This is a genomic window from Streptomyces sp. DH10 (genome assembly GCF_029813805.1).
GTDB lineage: Bacteria > Actinomycetota > Actinomycetes > Streptomycetales > Streptomycetaceae > Streptomyces > Streptomyces coeruleofuscus.
In genome coordinates, this window is sequence record NZ_JARVKU010000029.1 from 67676 (window position 1) to 88568 (window position 20893).

At 70.3% G+C, this 20893-nt stretch carries 18 protein-coding genes; 15 read left to right on the forward strand and 3 right to left on the reverse strand.

Features of this window, described 5'->3' with window-relative positions; translation table 11 throughout:
• The first annotated feature begins 12 nt into the window (after positions 1-12).
• The 3 genes from speB to QC385_RS38840 all read left to right on the forward strand — a co-directional run bounded on the left by speB (position 13) and on the right by QC385_RS38840 (position 3036).
• Positions 13-996, forward strand: a complete 984-nt coding sequence (gene speB, locus QC385_RS38830; RefSeq protein WP_020273332.1) for an agmatinase — start codon at positions 13-15, stop codon at positions 994-996.
• Positions 993-2678: a thiamine pyrophosphate-binding protein gene (locus QC385_RS38835; RefSeq protein ID WP_279546130.1), complete on the forward strand. Its 1686-nt coding sequence runs from the start codon at positions 993-995 to the stop codon at positions 2676-2678. Before speB ends, QC385_RS38835 begins: the two co-directional genes overlap by 4 nt.
• A 115-nt stretch (positions 2679-2793) precedes the next feature.
• A complete protein-coding gene (locus tag QC385_RS38840) occupies positions 2794-3036 on the forward strand; it encodes a DUF6411 family protein (RefSeq protein ID WP_279546132.1) in 243 nt (80 codons plus the stop codon).
• Positions 3037-3144: 108 nt separating this feature from the next.
• Here QC385_RS38840 and QC385_RS38845 read toward each other — a convergent pair whose 3' ends face one another.
• Entirely contained in the window at positions 3145-3597 is a 453-nt protein-coding gene (locus tag QC385_RS38845; RefSeq protein WP_279546134.1) for an ATP-binding protein, read from the reverse strand.
• 153 nt (positions 3598-3750) lie between these two features.
• Entirely contained in the window at positions 3751-4365 is a 615-nt protein-coding gene (locus QC385_RS38850) for a hypothetical protein (RefSeq protein WP_279546135.1), read from the reverse strand.
• A gap of 335 nt (positions 4366-4700) precedes the next feature.
• Between QC385_RS38850 and QC385_RS38855 the strand changes: the two genes are divergently transcribed.
• Complete coding sequence (locus tag QC385_RS38855) at positions 4701-5552, forward strand: serine hydrolase (protein WP_279546136.1); 852 nt, start codon at positions 4701-4703, stop codon at positions 5550-5552.
• A gap of 52 nt (positions 5553-5604) precedes the next feature.
• Positions 5605-6630: an esterase-like activity of phytase family protein gene (locus QC385_RS38860; RefSeq protein WP_279546137.1), complete on the forward strand. Its 1026-nt coding sequence runs from the start codon at positions 5605-5607 to the stop codon at positions 6628-6630.
• Between the two features lie 378 nt (positions 6631-7008).
• Here the strand turns inward: QC385_RS38860 and QC385_RS38865 are convergent, their stop codons facing one another.
• Positions 7009-7605 carry an SACE_7040 family transcriptional regulator gene (locus QC385_RS38865; RefSeq protein ID WP_279546138.1) on the reverse strand — a complete coding sequence of 199 codons (597 nt, stop codon included), beginning with the start codon at positions 7603-7605 and terminating at the stop codon, positions 7009-7011.
• 86 nt (positions 7606-7691) lie between these two features.
• Between QC385_RS38865 and QC385_RS38870 the strand changes: the two genes are divergently transcribed.
• The 10 genes from QC385_RS38870 to QC385_RS38915 all read left to right on the forward strand — a co-directional run bounded on the left by QC385_RS38870 (position 7692) and on the right by QC385_RS38915 (position 20803).
• On the forward strand, positions 7692-9308 hold the full coding sequence (locus QC385_RS38870; protein ID WP_279546139.1) for a carboxyl transferase domain-containing protein: 1617 nt from the start codon (positions 7692-7694) through the stop codon (positions 9306-9308).
• Positions 9309-9322: 14 nt separating this feature from the next.
• On the forward strand, positions 9323-11239 hold the full coding sequence (locus QC385_RS38875) for an ATP-binding protein (RefSeq protein ID WP_279546140.1): 1917 nt from the start codon (positions 9323-9325) through the stop codon (positions 11237-11239).
• Positions 11236-12186, forward strand: coding sequence for a hydroxymethylglutaryl-CoA lyase (locus tag QC385_RS38880; RefSeq protein WP_279546141.1), 951 nt, complete (start codon positions 11236-11238; stop codon positions 12184-12186). Before QC385_RS38875 ends, QC385_RS38880 begins: the two co-directional genes overlap by 4 nt.
• Before the next feature lie 5 nt (positions 12187-12191).
• Positions 12192-13352: an acyl-CoA dehydrogenase family protein gene (locus QC385_RS38885; RefSeq protein WP_279546142.1), complete on the forward strand. Its 1161-nt coding sequence runs from the start codon at positions 12192-12194 to the stop codon at positions 13350-13352.
• A gap of 198 nt (positions 13353-13550) precedes the next feature.
• Positions 13551-14594 carry an ABC transporter substrate-binding protein gene (locus tag QC385_RS38890; protein ID WP_279546143.1) on the forward strand — a complete coding sequence of 348 codons (1044 nt, stop codon included), beginning with the start codon at positions 13551-13553 and terminating at the stop codon, positions 14592-14594.
• A gap of 148 nt (positions 14595-14742) precedes the next feature.
• A complete protein-coding gene (locus tag QC385_RS38895) occupies positions 14743-15597 on the forward strand; it encodes a siderophore-interacting protein (protein ID WP_279546144.1) in 855 nt (284 codons plus the stop codon).
• 188 nt (positions 15598-15785) lie between these two features.
• A complete protein-coding gene (gene desA / locus QC385_RS38900) occupies positions 15786-17228 on the forward strand; it encodes a lysine decarboxylase DesA (protein WP_279546145.1) in 1443 nt (480 codons plus the stop codon).
• On the forward strand, positions 17212-18489 hold the full coding sequence (locus QC385_RS38905; protein ID WP_279546146.1) for a lysine N(6)-hydroxylase/L-ornithine N(5)-oxygenase family protein: 1278 nt from the start codon (positions 17212-17214) through the stop codon (positions 18487-18489). The genes desA and QC385_RS38905 overlap by 17 nt, the downstream gene beginning before the upstream one ends.
• The gene (locus tag QC385_RS38910) at positions 18486-19034 is read left to right on the forward strand and encodes a GNAT family N-acetyltransferase (protein ID WP_086603880.1); all 549 of its coding nucleotides are present in this window, start codon (positions 18486-18488) and stop codon (positions 19032-19034) included. Before QC385_RS38905 ends, QC385_RS38910 begins: the two co-directional genes overlap by 4 nt.
• Positions 19031-20803 carry an IucA/IucC family protein gene (locus QC385_RS38915; protein ID WP_279546147.1) on the forward strand — a complete coding sequence of 591 codons (1773 nt, stop codon included), beginning with the start codon at positions 19031-19033 and terminating at the stop codon, positions 20801-20803. The genes QC385_RS38910 and QC385_RS38915 overlap by 4 nt, the downstream gene beginning before the upstream one ends.
• Positions 20804-20893: the final 90 nt, after the last annotated feature.

Consider the following 20893-nt stretch of genomic DNA (forward strand, 5'->3'; position numbering starts at 1 on the left):
AGGCATTTCTCCATGAGCAGCAACGAGACTCCCCGCGGGCCCGTCGATTCTTCCCGCGTTCCGCGGTACGCGGGCCCCGCGACCTTCGCCCGGCTGCCCCGGCTCGACGAGGTCGGCGGACGGGCCGATGTCGCCGTGGTGGGCGTGCCGTTCGACTCGGGCGTCTCGTACCGGCCGGGCGCCCGCTTCGGCGGCAACGCGATCCGCGAGGCGTCCCGGCTGCTGCGCCCGTACAACCCGGCGCAGGACGCCTCCCCGTTCGCCCTCGCCCAGGTCGCGGACGGCGGCGACATCGCCGTGAACCCGTTCAACATCAACGAGGCCGTCGAGACCGTCGAGGCCGCCGCGGACGACCTGCTCGGCACGGGCGCCCGCCTGATGACCCTCGGCGGCGACCACACCATCGCGCTGCCGCTGCTGCGTTCCGTGGCGAAGAAGCACGGCCCGGTGGCCCTGCTCCACTTCGACGCCCACCTCGACACCTGGGACACCTACTTCGGCGCCGAGTACACGCACGGCACCCCGTTCCGCCGCGCCGTCGAGGAGGGCATCCTCGACACCTCCGCCCTGTCCCACGTGGGCACCCGCGGCCCGCTCTACGGCAAGCAGGACCTGACCGACGACGAGAAGATGGGCTTCGGCATCGTCACCTCGGCGGACGTCTACCGGCGCGGCGCCGACGAGGTCGCCGACCAGCTCCGCCAGCGCATCGGCGACCGGCCGCTGTACATCTCCATCGACATCGACTGCCTCGACCCGGCCCACGCGCCCGGCACGGGCACGCCCGAGGCCGGCGGCATGACCTCGCGCGAGCTGCTGGAGATCCTGCGCGGGCTGGCGTCCTGCAACCTGGTCTCGGCGGACGTCGTCGAGGTGGCCCCCGCGTACGATCACGCGGAGATCACGTCGGTGGCCGCGTCCCACACGGCGTACGAACTGACCACGATCATGTCGCGCCAGATCGCCGCGGCCCGGAAGGACTCGGAAGCGCAGTGACCCACGACCACGACCTGGTGCTCCGCCCGACGCCCGCCCAGACGGAGGCAGCCCTGAACCCTCCCCCCGGCCGCAACGGCGGAGACCTGGTCGTGGAGACGCTGGCCGCGCTGGGTGCCACGACCGTCTTCGGCCTGCCCGGCCAGCACGCCCTCGGCATGTTCGACGCGCTGCGCCGCTCGGACCTCAGGTACGTCGGCCTGCGGGTGGAGAACAACGCCGGGTTCGCGGCGGACGCGTACGGCCGGATCACGGGTGAGGCGGCGCCGCTGCTGCTGTCGACGGGGCCTGGAGCGCTGACCTCGCTGGCGGCGCTCCAGGAGGCGGCGGCGGCCAGCGCCCCCGTCCTGGCGATCAGCAGCCAGGTCCCGACGGCGGGGCTCGGCGGCGGCCGCCACGGCTATCTGCACGAACTGCCCGACCAGGCGGCCTCGTTCCGGGGCGTGGTGAAGTCGGTCCACACCGTCCGCACCCAGTCGCAGATCCCGTCCGCCATCGAGGCGGCCTGGACATCGGCGCTGAGCGCCCCGCACGGGCCGGTGTGGGTGGAGATCCCGCAGGACGTGCTGCTCGCCGAGACGGCGATCCCGGTCGTGACCGGCGGCGACGCCTTCCCCGAGGAACTGCCGCCGCGCCCCGAACTGACCGCCGTGGCCGCCGACTTGCTGTCGAAGGCCGCCCGTCCGGCGATCATCGCGGGCGGCGGAGTCGTCCGGGCGGACGCGTCCAGGAAGCTGCGTCAGCTGGCCGAGACGCTTCAGGCGCCCGTCGTCACGACGCCCGGCGGCAAGGGCGCCTTCCCCTGGACGCACCCGCTGTCGCTCCAGTCCTGGATCGAGGACCGCCACACCACGGACTTCCTGGAGGACGCGGACGTCCTCCTCGTCGTCGGCTCGGGACTCGGCGAACTCTCCTCGAACTACCACACGTTCAAGCCGCGCGGCCGGGTCGTCCAGATCGAGGCCGACCTCGGCAAGCTGGAGTCCAACCACCCCGCGCTGGGCATCCACGCGGACGCCCGCCTCGCGTTGCAGGCGCTGCTGGAGACGGTCTCCGAGCGGCAGGACCCGACGGCGCCGGAGCGCGTCCGCGCGCTGCTCGCGAAGGTCGCCGAGCGCATCGCCGCCCAGGAACTCACGGCGGAGCAGGACGTGTTGGCGTCGGTGCGCAAGGCTCTCCCCGCCGACTCCCCGTCCTTCTGGGACATGACGATCCTCGCGTACTGGGCTTGGTCGGCGTTCGACGCCAAGGGCCCCAACCACATGCACTCCGCCCAGGGCGCGGGCGGCCTCGGCTACGCCTTCCCGGCGGCGCTCGGCGCGGCGGTGGCCGACCCGACCCGGCCGGTCCTCGCCGTCTCCGGCGACGGCGGCGCCCTGTACTCGATCGCCGAGCTGGCGACGGCCCGCCAGTACGGACTGAACGTCACCTGGCTGATCGTCGACGACGGCGGCTACGGCATTCTGCGCGAGTACATGACCGACGCGTTCGGCGAGGCGACGGCGACGGAGCTGACCCGGCCGGACTACGTGGCGCTGGCGGAGTCCTTCGGCGTCCCCGGGATCCGTACGACCGCGGAGAACCTGGAGCAGGACCTGGCGAAGCAACTCGCGTCGCCGGGGCCCTCGGTGGTCCTGCTCCCGGCCGTGCTGCGGATGTTCGCGCCGACGCACCTGGGCTGAGCGGCGGCCGAATCCGGCCAGGCCGCGTTCGAGAAAGCTCGCGGCCTTGGCTCCTCACATGGGCGGGACGGAGCGGGGCACCCGTGTATCCGTCCACAGCGAAGGGGAGCTCATCATGGTAGTCGCCGCCGTCATCGTCGGGTGTGTGGTCCTGGCCGTCCTGGCCTTCCTCGTCCCACGTCTGTCCCGCCACCCCGAACGCGGCACGCAACGTACGCTCGGTGCCGGGGCCCGGGCCGGCGGCAAGGCGCCCGGCATTCTGGGCCGGCTCTTCAGCAAGCCCTTCCACAGCAGTTCGCGCTGGGTGAGCCGCAGCGGTTCGGCGGGGCGCCGCTCCCGCGGCCGCATGCCCTTCTGACCGTCCGCGGCCGCAAGCCCTTCTGACCGACGGCGCGCCTTTCCGTGCGATGGGCGCGCTTTTCCGTTTTCCGTGCGATGGGCGCGCTTTTCCGTGTGCGAGCAGAACTCAGTTACTGGTGCCGTCATGCCGGTCGTTGCCGGTATCGGCATCGACATCGGCATGGGCATCGGCGGGGCGGAAGCATGCCGTCACCGTCTTGCCGTTCCGCTGGCACCGCATCCCCCACTCATCCGCGAGCTTCTGCACGATCGCCACTCCGCGGCCGGAGACATCCCCCGGCTCCGCTTCGCGCTGGCGCGGCAGCGTCGGGTCCTCGTCGTGGACGCTCACATGAAGGCAGTCGCCGTCCCATGTGAGGACCAGGTGCGCGTCGCTGTGCGCGTGGATGTGCGCGTTGGTGATCAGCTCGGACACGGCCAGCACGATGGCGTCGACCGTGTCCGGCTCCGCAGCGGCCCAGGGCAGGGATTCGAGACGCCTGCGCGTCCACTCCCGCCCGGCGTGTACTCCCTCGGACACGGGGAACGAGTGCGCCCATCCCATCGCCTTCACCGCCACGGCCCCGACCTCTTCTCCCTCGGCCCCACACACGTGAATGGACCGAGTACCCGGCGCCCGCCTCAACAGACACGATGAGGTGGGCCGCCCGCGACTTTCCGGGCCGGCCCACCCCACACGCCAGTCACCTCTCAAACACGGGTCGGACACGGCCTACAGGCCGTCGCGGACCATCGCGGCGACGAGGTGGACGTGGCGGTCGGCAGCCGTGTTGGACATCTCGTTCTCGAAGTTCAGGCCGTAGGGCCAGAAGTGCCCGCCGCCGGTGGAGATCTTGGCTCCGGAGCCGTCGTACTGCTTGACCAGCGCGGTCGCCTGCCCGCCGGTCCAGGTGCCGCTGCCGCCGAGGCGGGACCATCCCGAGCTGGTGCCCACGCCGATGGTGTGGGCGATCTCGTGCAGGGCCGTCCGCTCGGTCATGTAGCTGCGGTTGCTGCCGAAGCGGATGGTCCCGTTGATGTTGCCGTCGGCGGTGGGGACGCCCGGCTCGTAGCGGACGGTGATGGTCTTGCCCAGGTCACTGAGGTTGTTGTAGCGGGCCACCGCCGCGTTCATGGCCCGGGTGATGGCGTCGTAGGCGGTGCGCTGGTCCTCGGTGGGGTTGCTCGCCCGCACGAGGGACCAGGTGATGGTGGCCGCGGCGGCGCGTTCGCGGGCCGGGGTGGGTGCGGTCTGGGAAGTGGTCTGGGGGGTAGCGGCCTGGGCGACGGCCGGGCCGGCCAGGAGTGCGGCCGTCAGGGCGGCTATGAGGGCCTTGCGTGGGCTCATTGAGGATCCTTCTGTGGGGGGCCGTCGAAAGCTTGCGAAACTTCGCACGACGTTCGGGATCTCGGACAGCGGAAGTCAAATCTCTTTTCTCGTAGGGAAGTTGACGCGCTGTCGACCGCAAGTATCCCGGCGGGAAAGGCGGCGTCAAGAGTTTCGGCAGGGGTCAGCGGAACGGCCGGGTCGAGGCGTGGCGAACAACCCTGATTTGTGGCCGCTGTGCCGAATGTGCCGGAATTGGGCACACCCCGTGAAACCGCACGGCGCCCCGATAACGACTCGCACAAGTCTTCGCCAAGTCGCACAACCTTTCCCCCGCCCCGATGAGTCATGGGTGCATGACTTCTGGGATATCCCGCCGCGCGAGAGTGCTGGCGGCGGCCGTGGGTACGGGCGTGCTCGTGCCGCTCGTCGCCGCCGCCACGCCCGCTTCCGCCGCCACTCCGGCCGTGACCTGTACGTCCGCCAAGGCCGGCCTCGCCACCAAGCTGAAGAAGGACATCACCGCCGCGCTGGCCACCCGCAAGGGCACGGTCGCCGTCGGCCTCTACGACCGCAGCACCAACACGACGTGCACCCTGCGCGCGAGCACCGCCTACGACTCGGCCAGCGTCGTCAAGGTCACCGTCCTCGCCACGCTGCTGTGGGACGCGAAGAAGACGAACCGGTACCTCACCGACCGCGAGAACACCCTCGCCAAGGCCATGATCACCAAGTCGGACAACGCCGCGACCTCCACCCTGTGGAAGCAGCTCGGCATGACGAAGATCAAGGGCTTCCTCACCGCCGCCGGCATGACCCAGACCAAGCCCGGCGCGAACGGGTACTGGGGCCTGACGCAGATCACCGTCACCGACGAGCAGAAGCTGCTGAAGCTCCTGACGGCCAAGAACGCGGTCCTGAGCGACAACTCCCGCGCCTACATCCTCAAGCTGATGAGCCAGGTCGTCTCGTCCCAGCGCTGGGGCACGCCGTACGGAGTGCCGTCCGGCGTCACCGTGGCCGTGAAGAACGGCTGGCTGCAACGCGCCACGAACGGCTGGCGGGTGCACAGCGTGGGCGCGTTCAAGGGCGGCGGCCACGACTACATGATCACCGTGCTCACCCACGGCAACAGCACCATGAACTACGGCATCGCGACCATCCAGGCCGTGGCCAAGGTCATCCACAAGGATCTGGCCGCGAGCTGACCCTTCACCACGCGTCCTACCCGGCGTCACCGGCCCGCCCTACGGTGACGCCATGCCCCTCAGAACTCCTCTCGCCCTCCTCACCGCAGCCCTGACGGCGGCCGCCTGCCTGACCGTCGCCGCCCCGGCCCAGGCGCACACGCAGCACGCCTGCTCGCCGACCGTCTCCATCGACGGCTACTCCGACGCGCTCGACAAGACGACGTACGAGAACACTTACGTCGGCAACCTCTCCGCGCTGGCCGTGGACAGCGACGGCTCCCTGGCCGCCCTCTCCGACCGCTCCTCGCTCTTCCGCCTGGACGCGAGGACGCTGAAGCCCCGGTCCGTGGTCCCGCTCACCGACGAGAACGGCACCGCGCTCGACTCCGAGGGCCTGGTCGTCGCCGGCGACGGCACGTATCTCGTCTCCTCCGAGACGGAGCCCTCCATCCGCCGCTACTCCCGCACCGGCAGGCTCCTCGACCGCCTCCCGGTCCCGGACGCCCTGCGCGTGAGCCCCGCGGGCCGCGCCCGGCCCAACGGCACCTTCGAGGGCCTGACCCTGCTCCCCGGCGGCCGCACCCTGCTGGCCTCCATGGAGTACGCGCTCTCCGGCGACGACTCGACGACCGTCCGCTTCCAGACCTGGCGCAGGACGCCGCACGGCCACTTCGCCCTCGGCGCCCAGTACGCCTACCGCACGGACCCCGGCCTGGGAGTCCCCGAGGTCCAGGCGACCCCCGACGGCCGCCTCCTGGTCCTGGAACGCGGCTTCACCTCCGGCGTGGGCAACACGGTCCGCCTCTACCTGGCCGACCCACGCGGGGCGACGGACACGAGCGGCATCGACACTCTGCCGACCCGCCCCGAGGCCCGCCTGATCAAGAAGACCCTCCTCACCGACCTCGTGACCTGCCCCTCCCTCGGAGCGACGGCCAAACAACCCCAGCCGAACCCCCTCCTCGACAACATCGAGGCCATGACGATCACGGGCCGCACGAAGGACACCCTGAAGGTCCTCCTCGCCAGCGACGACAACGAGAACCAGACCCAGACGACCCGCTTCTACGCCCTGCGGGTGAGGCTGACCTCGTAGCCGCACGCCGCTCGTCCCCTCCAAGGCCGAACCTCCCCGTGACCAGGGCGAGCCCGCCCGCGGCTCCACTCCGTGGGGGCGGTCAGCGGCTCGGGGATCCGCCCGGGGGGGCGAAGCCCGGGGCGGGACCCCCGGGACGAGCCCAGCTTCTTGCGCACCCGCTTCGGGCGGGTGGGCACGCGCGGGGCACAGGGGGCGAAGCCCCGGCCGGGGTCCGGGCGGAGCCCCGAGGCGAGGGCACCTCTTGCCCAACTGGTTCGGGCGGGAGGGCGAACACCGGGATGCAGGGGCGAAGCCCCGCCGGGGTCCGGGGCGGGGCCCCGAGGCGAGGGCACCTCTTGCCCAACACTTCGGGCGGGCGGGTGGTCAAACCTCCCGCTAAACCCCCACCGCCGCGAACGCCCCCCGAGCCATCCGATGCAGCAGTTCCGCCGTAGCCCCTCGCCCGGGCAGAGACCCCGCCCTCCCCAGATGCGGCGTCGAGTTCAGCAGCCCGAACACCGAGTGCACAGCCGACCGCGCCGCAGCCTCCCCCAACGCGGGGTACACCTCGCGCACCACCCCCACCCACAGCTCCACGTACTGCCGCTGGAGCTGCCGCACCATCTTCCGGTCACTGTCCCGGAGGCGATCCAGCTCCCGATCGTGCAGGGTGATCAGAGGCCGGTCGTCGAGCGCGAAGTCGATATGCCCCTCGATCAGCGAGTCGAGGACCGCCTCCGCCCCCGCACCCCCGTCCGCCTCCGCCACCCGCCGCTTCGCCCCGGTCAGCAACTGCCCGCTGATCCCCACCAGCAGCTCCGCGAGCATCGCGTCCTTGCCCGCGAAGTGCCGGTACAGCCCGGGCCCGCTGATCCCGACAGCGGCACCTATCTCGTCGACTCCGACCCCGTGGAAGCCCCGCTCGGCGAACAGCCGGGCAGCCTCCTTGAGGATCTGCGCGCGTCGGGTGGGGGCATCGGTTCTGGTGGCCATGAAAACAATTCTAGACAGGGAGGTTAGCGGTCGTTAACCTGAAGGAAATGCGTTAACGCTCATTAACAAGGTGAGGGGACCGCAGGATGCACGAGGCACCGGAGCTCACGAGCGCGGCAGACCCCGCGTCGGAGGCCTTTCGGGCCAACGAGGAGGCGCACCGCACCCTCGTGGAGGAGCTGCGCACCAAGCTGGCCTCAGCCGCACAGGGCGGCGGCGAGAAGGCACGCGCCCGCCACACCGCGCGCGGCAAGCTGCTCCCCCGCGACCGCGTCGACACCCTCCTCGACCCGGGCTCGCCCTTCCTGGAGCTGGCCCCGCTCGCGGCCGACGGGATGTACGAGGGCCAGGCCCCGGCCGCCGGTGTCATCGCCGGCATCGGCCGGGTCAGCGGCCGCGAAACCGTGATCGTCGCCAACGACGCCACGGTCAAGGGCGGCACGTATTACCCGATGACGGTCAAGAAGCACCTCCGCGCCCAGGAGGTCGCCCTCGACAACCGCCTCCCCTGCGTCTACCTCGTGGACTCCGGCGGCGCCTTCCTCCCCATGCAGGACGAGGTCTTCCCCGACCGCGACCACTTCGGCCGGATCTTCTACAACCAGGCCCGCATGTCCGGCGCCGGCATCCCCCAGATCGCCGCCGTCCTCGGCTCCTGCACGGCCGGCGGGGCGTACGTCCCGGCGATGAGCGACGAGGCGGTGATCGTCCGCGACCAGGGCACGATCTTCCTGGGCGGACCGCCCCTGGTGAAGGCGGCCACCGGCGAGGTCGTCACGGCGGAGGAGCTCGGCGGCGGCGAGGTCCACTCCCGCGTCTCGGGCGTCACGGACCACCTCGCGGAGAACGACGCGCACGCACTCCGCATCGTCCGCACGATCGTCTCCACCCTCCCCACCCGAGGACCGCTCCCCTGGGAGGTCACGGAGCCCACGGAACCCAAGGTCGACCCCCACGGCCTCTACGGCGCCGTCCCGGTCGACTCCCGCACCCCGTACGACGTACGGGAGATCATCGCGCGCGTCGTCGACGGCTCCCGTTTCGCCGAGTTCAAGTCCGAGTTCGGCCAGACCCTGGTCACGGGCTTCGCCCGGATCCACGGCCATCCGGTGGGAATCGTCGCCAACAACGGCATCCTGTTCTCCGAGTCCGCCCAGAAGGGCGCCCACTTCATCGAGCTGTGCGACCAGCGCGGCATCCCGCTGGTGTTCCTCCAGAACATCTCCGGGTTCATGGTCGGCAAGGACTACGAGGCGGGCGGCATCGCCAAGCACGGCGCCAAGATGGTCACGGCGGTGGCCTGCACGCGCGTGCCGAAGCTGACGGTCGTGGTCGGCGGCTCGTACGGCGCCGGCAACTACTCGATGTGCGGCCGGGCGTACTCCCCCCGCTTCCTGTGGATGTGGCCGAACGCCAAGATCTCGGTCATGGGCGGCGAGCAGGCCGCGTCGGTCCTCGCGACCGTCAAGCGGGACCAGCTGGAGGCACGGGGCGAGTCCTGGCCCGCGGAGGACGAGGACGCCTTCAAGGCCCCGATCCGCGACCAGTACGAGCGCCAGGGCAACGCCTACTACGCGACGGCCCGCCTCTGGGACGACGGTGTGATCGACCCGCTGGACACCCGGCAGGTCCTGGGTCTGGCCCTGACCGCGTGCGCCAACGCGCCCCTGGGTGACCCCCAGTTCGGCGTCTTCCGGATGTGAGGGGACGGACGACGATGTTCGAGACAGTGCTTGTGGCCAACCGGGGCGAGATCGCCGTACGGGTCATCCGTACGTTGCGGTCGATGGGCGTGCGCTCGGTGGCCGTCTTCTCCGACGCGGACGCCGACGCCCGGCATGTCCGCGAGGCGGACACGGCGGTCCGGATCGGACCGGCCCCGGCGTCCGAGAGCTATCTGTCGGTGGAGCGCCTGCTTCAGGCGGCGGCGCGCACCGGCGCCCAGGCCGTCCACCCCGGCTACGGCTTCCTCGCCGAGAACGCCGCCTTCGCGCGCGCCTGCGCCGAAGCCGGCCTGGTCTTCATCGGCCCTCCGGCGGACGCGATCTCCCTCATGGGCGACAAGATCCGCGCCAAGGAGACGGTCCGGGCGGCCGGAGTGCCCGTGGTCCCGGGTGGACGCGACCCCGAACTGGCCGACGCGGCCCGCGAGCTGGGCGCGCCCGTGCTGCTGAAGCCGAGCGCGGGCGGCGGCGGCAAGGGCATGCGCCTGGTGCGGGACCTGACCCGGCTGGAGGAGGAGATCGCCGCGGCCCGCCGCGAGGCCCGCGCCTCCTTCGGCGACGACACGCTCCTGGTCGAGCGCTGGATCGACCGCCCCCGCCACATCGAGATCCAGGTCCTGGCCGACGGCCATGGCAACGTCGTCCACCTCGGGGAGCGCGAGTGCTCCCTCCAGCGCCGCCACCAGAAGATCATCGAGGAGGCGCCGAGTGTGCTCCTCGACGAGGAGACCCGCTCCGCGATGGGCGAGGCGGCGGTCCAGGCGGCCCGCTCCTGCGGCTACCGGGGCGCGGGCACGGTGGAGTTCATCGTCCCCGGCGTCGACCCGTCGTCGTACTACTTCATGGAGATGAACACCCGCCTCCAGGTGGAACACCCGGTCACCGAGCTGATCACGGGCCTGGACCTGGTCGAGTGGCAGCTGCGGGTCGCGGCCGGGGAGCCCCTCGGCTTCACCCAGGAGGACGTACGGCTGACGGGTCACGCCGTGGAGGCCCGCATCTGCGCCGAGGACCCGGCGCGCGGCTTCCTTCCCTCCGGCGGCACGGTCCTGAAGCTCCGCGAACCGCAGGGCGACGGCATCCGCACCGACTCGGGCCTCACGGAGGGCACGGAGGTCGGCAGTCTCTACGACCCGATGCTCTCGAAGGTCATCGCGTACGGCCCCGACCGCGCGACCGCGCTGCGCAAGCTCCGTTCGGCCCTGGCCGAGACGGTCACGCTCGGGGTGCAGACCAACGCCGGCTTCCTGCGCCGGCTGCTCGCCCACCCGGCGGTGGTCGCCGGAGACCTGGACACCGGCCTGGTGGAGCGGGAGGTCGAGGGTCTGGTCTCCACGGACGTACCCGAGGAGGTGTACGAGGCGGCAGCCGCGGTACGCCTGGAGGCGCTTCGGCCCGAGCCGGGCGGCTGGACGGACCCCTTCTCGGTCCCCAGCGGCTGGCGGCTCGGCGGGGAGCGCAAACCGCCCGCTTTCCACCTCAGGGTCCAGGACCCCCTGGAGTACACCCCGCGCGGCACCGCCACGGTCACCGACGACCGGGTCTCCGTCACGCTGGACGGCGTCCGCCACACCTTCCACCGCGCCGCCGACTGGCTCGGCCGCGACGGCGACGCCTGGCACGTACGCGATCACGACCCGGTGGCCGCGTCCCTGAGCCGCGCGGCCCACGCGGGCGCCGACTCGCTGACCGCGCCCATGCCGGGCACGGTGACGGTGGTGAAGGTCGCCGTCGGCGACGAGGTGACGGCGGGCCAGAGCCTGCTGGTGGTGGAGGCGATGAAGATGGAGCACGTCATCTCCGCCCCGCACGCCGGCAAGGTCACCGAGCTGGACGTGACCCCGGGCTCGACGGTCGCCATGGACCAGGTCCTGGCGGTCATCGCACCCCACGAGGAGGTGGAGGAATGACAGTCGACGGTCTCCCGATGATGGTCCCGGCCGGGGACCTCCCCACCCGCGTCCGCATCCACGAGGTGGGCGCGCGCGACGGCCTCCAGAACGAGAAGGCGACGGTCTCCACCGAAGTCAAGGCGGAGTTCATCCGCCGTCTGGCCGAAGCGGGCCTGACGACGATCGAGGCGACGAGCTTCGTCCACCCCAAGTGGGTCCCCCAACTGGCGGACGCGGAGCAGCTGTTCCCCCTCGTCAGTGACCTCCCGGCGGCACTCCCGGTCCTCGTCCCGAACGAAAGGGGCCTGGACCGCGCCCTGGCGCTCGGCGCCCGGCGGGTGGCGGTCTTCGCCAGCGCCACGGAGTCCTTCGCCAAGGCCAACCTCAACCGCACGGTGGACGAGGCACTGGCGATGTTCGACCCGGTGGTGAGCCGGGCGAAGGCCGAGTCGGTCCACGTCCGCGGCTACCTCTCCATGTGCTTCGGCGACCCCTGGGAGGGTGCGGTCCCGGTCCCCCAGGTGGTGAAGGTGTGCCGGGCCCTGCTGGACATGGGCTGTGACGAACTGAGCCTGGGCGACACGATCGGCGTGGCGACCCCGGGCCACGTGGTCGCGCTCCTGGCGGCCCTCGACGAAGCGGGAATCTCGCCGTCCGCCCTCGGCGTCCACTTCCACGACACGTACGGCCAGGCCCTCGCCAACACGCTCGCGGCCCTCCAGCAGGGGGTCACGACGGTCGACGCCTCCGCGGGCGGCCTGGGCGGCTGCCCGTACGCCAAGTCCGCGACCGGCAACCTGGCCACCGAAGACCTCGTGTGGATGCTGCGGGGCCTCGGCATCGAAACCGGAATCGACCTCGGCCGCCTCGTCGCCACCAGCGCGTGGATGGCCACCCATCTGGGCCGACCCAGCCCGTCCCGCACCGTCCGAGCCCTGTCCCACGAGGACACCGAGGAGCAGTGATCACCATGGACTACCGCCTCTCCCCCGAGTTGGAGGAACTCCGCCGCACGGTCGAGGAGTTCGCGCACGAGGTCGTGGCGCCGAAGATCGGCGACCTCTACGAGCGGCACGAGTTCCCGTACGAGATCGTCCGGGAGATGGGCCGCATGGGCCTGTTCGGGCTGCCGTTCCCCGAGGAGTACGGCGGCATGGGCGGCGACTACCTGGCCCTGGGCGTGGCCCTGGAGGAACTGGCGAGGGTCGACTCCTCGGTCGCCATCACCCTGGAAGCCGGCGTCTCGCTCGGCGCGATGCCCGTCTACCGCTACGGCACTCAGGCCCAGAAGCAGGAATGGCTCCCCCGCCTCTGCTCCGGCGAACTCCTGGGCGCGTTCGGCCTGACGGAGCCGGACGGCGGCAGCGACGCGGGCGCGACCCGCACGACGGCCCGCCTGGACGAGTCGACGAACGAGTGGGTGATCAACGGCACGAAGTGCTTCATCACCAACTCGGGCACGGACATCACGGGCCTGGTGACGGTCACGGCGGTCACCGGCCGCACGCCGGACGGCAAGCCGCTCATCTCCTCGATCATCGTCCCCTCCGGCACGCCGGGCTTCACGATCGCGGCCCCGTACTCGAAGGTCGGCTGGAACGCCTCGGACACCCGCGAACTGTCCTTCTCGGACGTCCGGGTCCCGGCGGCGAACCTGCTGGGCGAGGAGGGCCGCGGCTACGCCCAGTTCCTCCGCATCCTCGACGAGGGCCGCATCGCCATCGCGGCCCTGGCGACGGGCCTGGCACAGGGCTGCGTCGACGAATCCGTCAAGTACGCCAAGGAACGCCACGCCTTCGGCAAGCCGATCGCCGCCAACCAGGCCATCCAGTTCAAGATCGCCGACATGGAGATGAAGGCCCACACGGCCCGCCTCGCCTGGCGCGACGCGGCGGCCCGCCTGGTGTCCGGCGACCCCTTCAAGAAGGAGGCGGCGCTGGCCAAGCTCTACTCCTCCACCATCGCGGTGGACAACGCCCGCGAGGCCACCCAGATCCACGGCGGCTACGGCTTCATGAACGAGTACCCGGTCGCCCGCATGTGGCGCGACTCCAAGATCCTCGAAATCGGCGAGGGCACGAGCGAGGTCCAGCGGATGCTGATCGCACGGGAGTTGGGGCTGGTCAGCTGAACTACCGGCTGGGACCTGCTCACGGGCGCGGTGATCCGGATCACTGCGCCCGTCCGCATTCCCGCCCCCTCCCCCGGGCACAGGTACCAGGGCCCCCCTGGACACGGCATGAGGTTAGGCTAACCTAAGCTTGAATCCAGCCAACTGGCTGACAGCCGTGCCCGCAGTGGCTCCGAACGTACGAAAGCAGACCCAGCGATGTCGAACGCCAGAACCGCCCGTTTCTCCCGCCGCGGCATCCTCGCCGCCGGTGGCGCTCTCGGACTCGGTGCCCTCGTGACCGCGTGTGGCAGCGAGGACTCGACGGACGGCGGCTCGGACTCGAAGGCGTCCGCCAAGTCCGGCCCGTGGTCCTTCAAGGACGACCGCGGCAAGAACGTGCAGCTCGACAAGGTCCCCGCGAACATCGTCGCCTTCACCGGCGTCGCCACCGCCCTGTACGACTACGGCGTCTCCGTCAAGGGCGTCTTCGGCCCGACCAAGACGCAGGACGGCAAGCCCGACGTCCAGGCCGGCGACATGGACATCAGCAAGGTGACCATCCTCGGCAACACCTGGGACCAGTTCAACGTCGAGAAGTACGCCGCCCTCGCCCCCGAGGTGCTGATCAGCACCATGTTCGACTCCGCGGGCACCCTCTGGTACGTCCCCGAGGCCTCCAAGGACAAGATCGCCAAGCTCGCGCCGAGCGTCGGCATATCGGTCTACGACCGTCAGCTCACCGCCCCGCTCCAGCGCATGTGGGAGCTGGCCGAGTCCCTCGGCGGCGACATGAAGGCCGCGAAGGCCACCGACGCCAAGAAGCGGTTCGAGGAGGCCTCCGAGCGGCTGCGCAAGGCCGCCAAGGCACACCCCGACATCAAGGTGATGGCCGGTTCCGCGAGCCAGGAGCTCTTCTACGTCTCCGGCACCAACCTCTCCGTCGACCTGGAGTACTTCAAGGCCCTCGGCGTGAACTTCGTCGAGCCGCCGGAGAAGGCCAAGGCCGAGGGCGGCGGCTGGTTCGAGAGCCTCAGCTGGGAGAACGTCGACAAGTACGCGGCCGACATCATCATGATGGACGACCGGTCCTCGGCGATCCAGCCGGCGAACATCACCGAGGCGACGTGGAAGAAGCTGCCGGCGGTCAAGGCCGGGCAGGTCATCTCGCGTTCGGCCGAGCCGATCTTGTCCTACGACAAGTGTGTGCCGCTGGTGGAGAACCTTGCCAAGGCCATCGAGACCGCCAAGAAGGTCAGTTAAGCGCTCAGCGCCGTGGGGGCTGCTCAACATACGCGGCCGCGAGCCGCATGTGGCTTGTCGCGCCCACGCGGCGGAGCCGCATGTCGACACAGCCCCGCCCCCCTGAAGTACGCCCCAACACTGCCTGACGCCAACTCAGGAGCCATAGATGACCACCGCCGTGGCCGCCCCGTTCCGTTTCTTCTCGCTCCAGGTCGTGCGGACGAGGCGGCTCGGTCCGTCACTGGTCCGTGTCACCTTCGGCGGGCCCGATCTGCACGCCTTCCACTCCGACGGGCGCGACCAGTCGCTGTCGCTGTTCCTGCCCCACCCCGGGCAGCCCGAGCCGGTCGTCCCGCTGGAGCTCGGGGACGGGTGGTGGCAGGGCTGGCGTGAACTGCCGGATGACGTAAGGGCCGTGATGCGGTCGTACACCCTGCGGGCACTGCGCCGCGATCCGGACGAGATCGACATCGACTTCGCGCTGCACGGCATCGAGCCGGGCGCCTCGGTGCAGGCCGGCCCCGCCTCCCGCTGGGCCGCCCGGGCCGCCGCCGGAGACCGGGTCCTGCTGCTCGGCCCGGCCGTCGCCGACAACCGGGCGATCCGCTTCCGTCCGCCCGAGGACACCGACCTCGTGGTCGTCTGGGGCGACGAGACCGCCGTACCGGCCGCCTCGGCCATCGTCGAGTCGCTGCCGGCCGGCACCCGCGCCCGGGTCTGGCTGGAGGTGCCGCACGCCGGGGACATCCAGGACCTGCCGACCGAGGCGGACGCCGAGATCACCTGGCTCGTGAAGGAGGAGAAGGGCCCCGAGGGCTCCTCCCTGGCCCTCGACGCCCTCCGTGAGGCCCAACTGCCGCCCGCCGAGCGGCCGTACGTCTGGATCGCCGGCGAGTCCGGCTGCGTCAAGGAGCTGCGCCGGCACTTCGTGCGCGAGCGCGGCATCGACCGCCGCCGGGTCACGTTCGTCGGCTACTGGCGCCGCGGCGTGACCGAGGAGCAGTTGCGGGCAGAGGGGTAACACCGCGGCCCACCAGCCCTCCACCCCCTTCCCAGGCCTTCCCCCGCACCTACTGACCCGAGTGACCACAGTCACGGCAGGGCCCGGCTGAGCGCACACATCAACTTAGGTTAGGCTTACCTAAGTTGAACCCGCGGTTCAGCCCGCCCCTGTCCCGCACCGGACTGTCCCCACCGGAGGACCCCCACATGCGCTCGCACCTGCTCAACGACACCACGGCGGAGCAGTACCGCCGCTCCGTGACCGACGGAGTCGAGCGGGTGGCCGCCAAACTCGCCACCACCGAACGGCCGTTCACCGGCGTCACCGTCGACGCCCTCGCTCCCGCCATCGACGCGATCGACCTCGACAAGCCGCTGCACGACACCACCGCGGTGCTCGACGAACTGGAGGACGTCTACCTCCGGGACGCGATCTACTTCCACCACCCCCGCTACCTGGCCCACCTCAACTGCCCGGTCGTCATCCCCGCCGTGCTCGGCGAGGCCGTCCTGTCCGCCGTGAACTCCTCCCTGGACACCTGGGACCAGTCGGCCGGCGGCACGCTCATCGAGCGCAAACTGATCGACTGGACGAACGAGCGCATCGGCCTCGGCCCCGCCGCCGACGGCGTGTTCACCTCCGGCGGCACCCAGTCCAACCTCCAGGCGCTGCTGCTCGCCCGCGAGGAGGCCAAGACCGACACCCTGGCGAAACTGCGGATCTTCTCCTCCGAGGTCAGCCACTTCAGCGTGCAGAAGTCCGCGAAACTGCTCGGGCTCGGCCAGGACGCCGTGGTCTCCATACCCGTCGACCACGACAAGCGCATGCAGACCGTCGCCCTCGCCCGCGCACTGGAGCGCTGCAAGCAGGACGGCCTCGTCCCCATGGCCGTCGTCGCCACCGCCGGCACCACCGACTTCGGCTCGATCGACCCGCTGCCCGAGATCGCCGAGCTGTGCGAGCAGTTCGGCACCTGGATGCACGTCGACGCCGCCTACGGCTGCGGACTGCTCGCCTCCCTGAAGCACCGGGACCGGCTGAACGGCATCGAGCGCGCCGACTCCGTCACCGTGGACTACCACAAGTCCTTCTTCCAGCCGGTGAGTTCGTCCGCCGTGCTGGTCCGCGACGCGGCCACGCTCCGGCACGCCACCTACCACGCCGAGTACCTGAACCCGCGCCGCATGGCGGAGGAACGTATCCCCAACCAGGTGGACAAGTCCCTCCAGACCACCCGCCGCTTCGACGCCCTCAAGCTGTGGATGACGCTGAGGACCATGGGCGCCGACGGCATCGGGCAGCTCTTCGACGAGGTGTGCGAGCTGGCCCGGGAGGGCTGGAGGCTGCTCGCCGGCGACCCGCGCTTCGACGTCGTCGTGGAGCCGAGCCTGTCCACCCTCGTCTTCCGCTACATCCCGGCGGCCGTCACCGACCCCGCCGAGATCGACCGCGCCAACCTCTACGCCCGCAAGGCCCTGTTCGCCTCCGGCGACGCCATCGTCGCGGGCACCAAGGTCGGCGCCCGTCACTACCTGAAGTTCACCCTGCTCAACCCCGAGACGCAGGCGTCCGACATCGCCGCCGTCCTCGATCTGATCGCCGGCCACGCCGAGCAGTACCTGGGAGAGTCCCTTGACCGCGCGTCCTGAAAACCCGACCAAGACCCACGACTTCGTGGGCATCGGGCTCGGCCCCTTCAACCTCGGCCTGGCCTGCCTCACCGAACCGATCGACGAACTCGACGGCGTCTTCCTGGAGTCGAAGCCCGACTTCGAGTGGCACGCGGGCATGTTCCTCGACGGCGCCCACCTCCAGACGCCGTTCATGTCGGACCTGGTCACCCTCGCCGACCCGACGTCCCCGTACTCCTTCCTGAACTACCTGAAGGAGAAGGGCCGGCTGTACTCGTTCTACATCCGCGAGAACTTCTACCCGCTGCGCGTGGAGTACGACGACTACTGCCGCTGGGCCGCGAACAGACTGAGCAGCATCCGCTTCGGCACGACGGTGACGGAAGTTCGGTACGAGGACGATGTCTACCTCGTGCACACCGAGGCCGGAGAGGTCTTCCGCGCCCGTCACCTCGTCCTCGGCACGGGCACCCCGCCCCACATCCCCGAGGCCTGCGAGAACCTGGGTGGCGACTTCATCCACAACTCCCGCTACCTGAGCCACAAGGCGGAGCTCCAGAAGAAGGACTCGATCACGCTCGTCGGCTCGGGCCAGTCGGCCGCCGAGATCTACTACGACCTGCTCAGCGAGATCGACGTCCACGGCTACCGGCTGAACTGGGTCACCCGCTCCCCGCGCTTCTTCCCGCTGGAGTACACCAAGCTCACGCTGGAGATGACGTCGCCGGAGTACGTCGACTACTTCCGCGAACTGCCCGAGGCCACCCGCTACCGCCTCACGGCCGAGCAGAAGGGCCTGTTCAAGGGCATCGACGGCGACCTGATCAACGAGATCTTCGACCTGCTCTACCAGAAGAACCTCGGCGGTCCCGTACCCACGCGCCTGCTCACCAACTCCTCCCTGGCCAGCGCGGCGTACGAGAACGGCACGTACACGCTCGGCTTCCGCCAGGAGGAGCAGGGGAAGGACTTCGAGCTGACCTCCGAGGGCCTGGTCCTGGCCACCGGCTACCGGTACGCCGAGCCGGAGTTCCTCAAGCCCGTGCGGGACCGCCTGGTCTACGACTCCCGGGGCAACTTCGACGTCGCCCGCAACTACGCGATCGACGTCACCGGCCGGGGCGTCTTCCTCCAGAACGCCGGCGTCCACACCCACAGCATCACCAGCCCCGACCTGGGCATGGGCCCGTACCGGAACGCGTACATCATCCGCGAGCTGCTCGGCACCGAGTACTACCCGGTCGAGAAGACGATCGCGTTCCAGGAGTTCTCCGTATGAGCACCACCGGCATCGGCACCTTCACCATCCGCCCGCTCGACCCCCTCAAAGACGCCGAGCTGCTGCACTCCTGGGTCACCCACCCCAAGGCGGCCTACTGGATGATGCAGGACGCGAAACTCCCGGACGTCGAGCGCGAGTACATGCGCATCGCGGCGCACGAGCACCACCACGCCTACCTCGGCCTGCACGAGGGCCGGCCGGCGTTCCTGATGGAGAAGTACGACCCCCGGTACGTCGAGCTGACCGGTCTGTACGACCCCGAGCCCGGTGACGTCGGCATGCACTTCCTCGTCGCGCCGACCGACCGGCCGATCCACGGCTTCACCCGGGCGGTCATCACCGCCGTGATGGACGAGCTGTTCGCCGACCCGCGCACCCGGCGGGTCGTCGTGGAGCCCGACGTGAGCAACAAGGCCGTGCACGCGCTGAACGAGGCCGTCGGCTTCGTTCCCGTCCGCGAGATCGACAAGCCGGAGAAGCGCGCGCTGCTGAGTTTCTGCACGCGCGAACAGTTCCTGGCCGCCCGAGGAGTAGCCGTATGACCCTGTCCGACGCCGTAGCGCATCTGTCCCCCCACCGCTGGGCGCGGGCCAACCGCCTCCTGATCCGCAAGGCACTCGCCGAGTTCGCGCACGAGCGGCTCATCACACCGGAGGCCACCGGTGACGGCGAATACGTCGTCCGCAGCGACGACGGCCTGACCCGGTACGCCTTCACGGCCACGATCCGCGCCCTCGACCACTGGCAGGTCGACGCCGACTCGATCACCCGCCACCGTGACGGCGGCGAACTCCCGCTCGCCGCCCTGGACTTCTTCATCGAGTTGCAGAAGTCCCTGGGTCTGAGCGACGACATCCTGCCCGTCTACCTGGAGGAGATCTCCTCCACCCTCTCGGGCACCTGCTACAAGCTCACCAAGCCGGAGACGACGGCCGCCGAGCTGGCACGCGGCGACTTCCAGACCATCGAGACCGGCATGACCGAGGGCCACCCCTGCTTCGTGGCCAACAACGGCCGGCTCGGCTTCGGCATCCACGAGTACCTGTCGTACGCGCCGGAGACGGCGAGCCCGGTCCGCCTGGTGTGGCTGGCCGCCCACCGCTCGCGGGCCGCCTTCACGGCCGGTGTCGGCATCGAGTACGAGTCGTTCCTGCGCGAGGAGCTGGGCGAGGAGACCGTCGAGCGCTTCCACGGCGTCCTGCGCGACCAGGACCTGGACCCGGCCGACTACCTCCTCATCCCCGTCCACCCCTGGCAGTGGTGGAACAAACTCACCGTCACCTTCGCGGCCGAGGTCGCCAGGAAGCACCTCGTCTGCCTCGGCGAGGGCGACGACGAGTACCTGGCCCAGCAGTCCATCCGGACGTTCTTCAACCGGTCCAGCCCGGAGAAGCACTACGTGAAGACGGCCCTGTCCGTCATCAACATGGGCTTCATGCGCGGGCTGTCGGCCGCGTACATGGAGGCCACCCCCGCGATCAACGACTGGCTGGCCCAGCTCATCGACAACGACGAGGTCCTGAAGTCGACCGGCCTGTCGATCATCCGGGAGCGCGCCGCCGTCGGCTACCGGCACCTGGAGTACGAGCAGGCGACGGACCGCTACTCGCCGTACCGCAAGATGCTCGCCGCGCTGTGGCGGGAGAGCCCGGTGCCGTCCCTGAAGGACGGCGAGTCCCTGGCCACCATGGCGTCCCTGGTCCATGTCGACCACCAGGGGGCGTCCGTCGCGGGCGCGCTGATCGAGCAGTCGGGCCTCCCCCCGAAGGAGTGGCTGCGCCACTACCTCCGCGCGTACTTCACGCCCCTCCTGCACAGCTTCTACGCCTACGACCTGGTCTTCATGCCGCACGGCGAGAACGTCATCCTCGTGCTGAAGGACGGCGTCGTGCAGCGGGCGATCTACAAGGACATCGCCGAGGAGATCGCCGTCATGGACCCGGACGCGGTGCTGCCGCCGACGGTGGAGCGGCTGCGCGTGGAGGTCCCGGAGGACAAGAAACTGCTGTCGGTCTTCACGGACGTCTTCGACTGCTTCTTCCGCTTCCTCGCGGCGAACCTCGCCTCCGAGGGCATCCTGGAGGAGGACGACTTCTGGCGCACGGTCGCGGAGGTCACCCGCGAGTACCAGGAGTCGATGCCCGGATTCGCCGACAAGTTCAAGCAGTACGACATGTTCGCCCCGGAGTTCGCGCTGTCCTGTCTCAACCGCCTCCAACTGCGCAACAACGAGCAGATGGTGGACCTGTCGGACCCGTCCGGCGCCCTCCAGTTGGTCGGCACCCTGAAGAACCCGATCGCGGAGTTCTGACCCACAAGCAGACGGGCACCCCGGAGTACGGTCCTCCGGGGTGCCCGTCGTTTTCAGGTGCGCGGGGGAATTCAGGGGCGCGGGGAACTG

Bases quoted from the DNA above. Each gene is read 5' to 3' on its own strand.
- speB (WP_020273332.1), top strand. From the start codon at position 13: ATGAGCAGCAACGAGACTCCCCGCGGGCCCGTCGATTCTTCCCGCGTT.
- QC385_RS38840 (WP_279546132.1), top strand. From the start codon at position 2,794: ATGGTAGTCGCCGCCGTCATCGTCGGGTGTGTGGTCCTGGCCGTCCTG.
- QC385_RS38850 (WP_279546135.1), bottom strand. From the start codon at position 4,365: ATGAGCCCACGCAAGGCCCTCATAGCCGCCCTGACGGCCGCACTCCTG.
- QC385_RS38855 (WP_279546136.1), top strand. From the start codon at position 4,701: ATGACTTCTGGGATATCCCGCCGCGCGAGAGTGCTGGCGGCGGCCGTG.
- QC385_RS38860 (WP_279546137.1), top strand. From the start codon at position 5,605: ATGCCCCTCAGAACTCCTCTCGCCCTCCTCACCGCAGCCCTGACGGCG.
- QC385_RS38865 (WP_279546138.1), bottom strand. From the start codon at position 7,605: ATGGCCACCAGAACCGATGCCCCCACCCGACGCGCGCAGATCCTCAAG.
- QC385_RS38870 (WP_279546139.1), top strand. From the start codon at position 7,692: ATGCACGAGGCACCGGAGCTCACGAGCGCGGCAGACCCCGCGTCGGAG.
- QC385_RS38875 (WP_279546140.1), top strand. From the start codon at position 9,323: ATGTTCGAGACAGTGCTTGTGGCCAACCGGGGCGAGATCGCCGTACGG.
- QC385_RS38880 (WP_279546141.1), top strand. From the start codon at position 11,236: ATGACAGTCGACGGTCTCCCGATGATGGTCCCGGCCGGGGACCTCCCC.
- QC385_RS38885 (WP_279546142.1), top strand. From the start codon at position 12,192: ATGGACTACCGCCTCTCCCCCGAGTTGGAGGAACTCCGCCGCACGGTC.
- QC385_RS38890 (WP_279546143.1), top strand. From the start codon at position 13,551: ATGTCGAACGCCAGAACCGCCCGTTTCTCCCGCCGCGGCATCCTCGCC.
- QC385_RS38895 (WP_279546144.1), top strand. From the start codon at position 14,743: ATGACCACCGCCGTGGCCGCCCCGTTCCGTTTCTTCTCGCTCCAGGTC.
- desA (WP_279546145.1), top strand. From the start codon at position 15,786: ATGCGCTCGCACCTGCTCAACGACACCACGGCGGAGCAGTACCGCCGC.
- QC385_RS38910 (WP_086603880.1), top strand. From the start codon at position 18,486: ATGAGCACCACCGGCATCGGCACCTTCACCATCCGCCCGCTCGACCCC.
- QC385_RS38915 (WP_279546147.1), top strand. From the start codon at position 19,031: ATGACCCTGTCCGACGCCGTAGCGCATCTGTCCCCCCACCGCTGGGCG.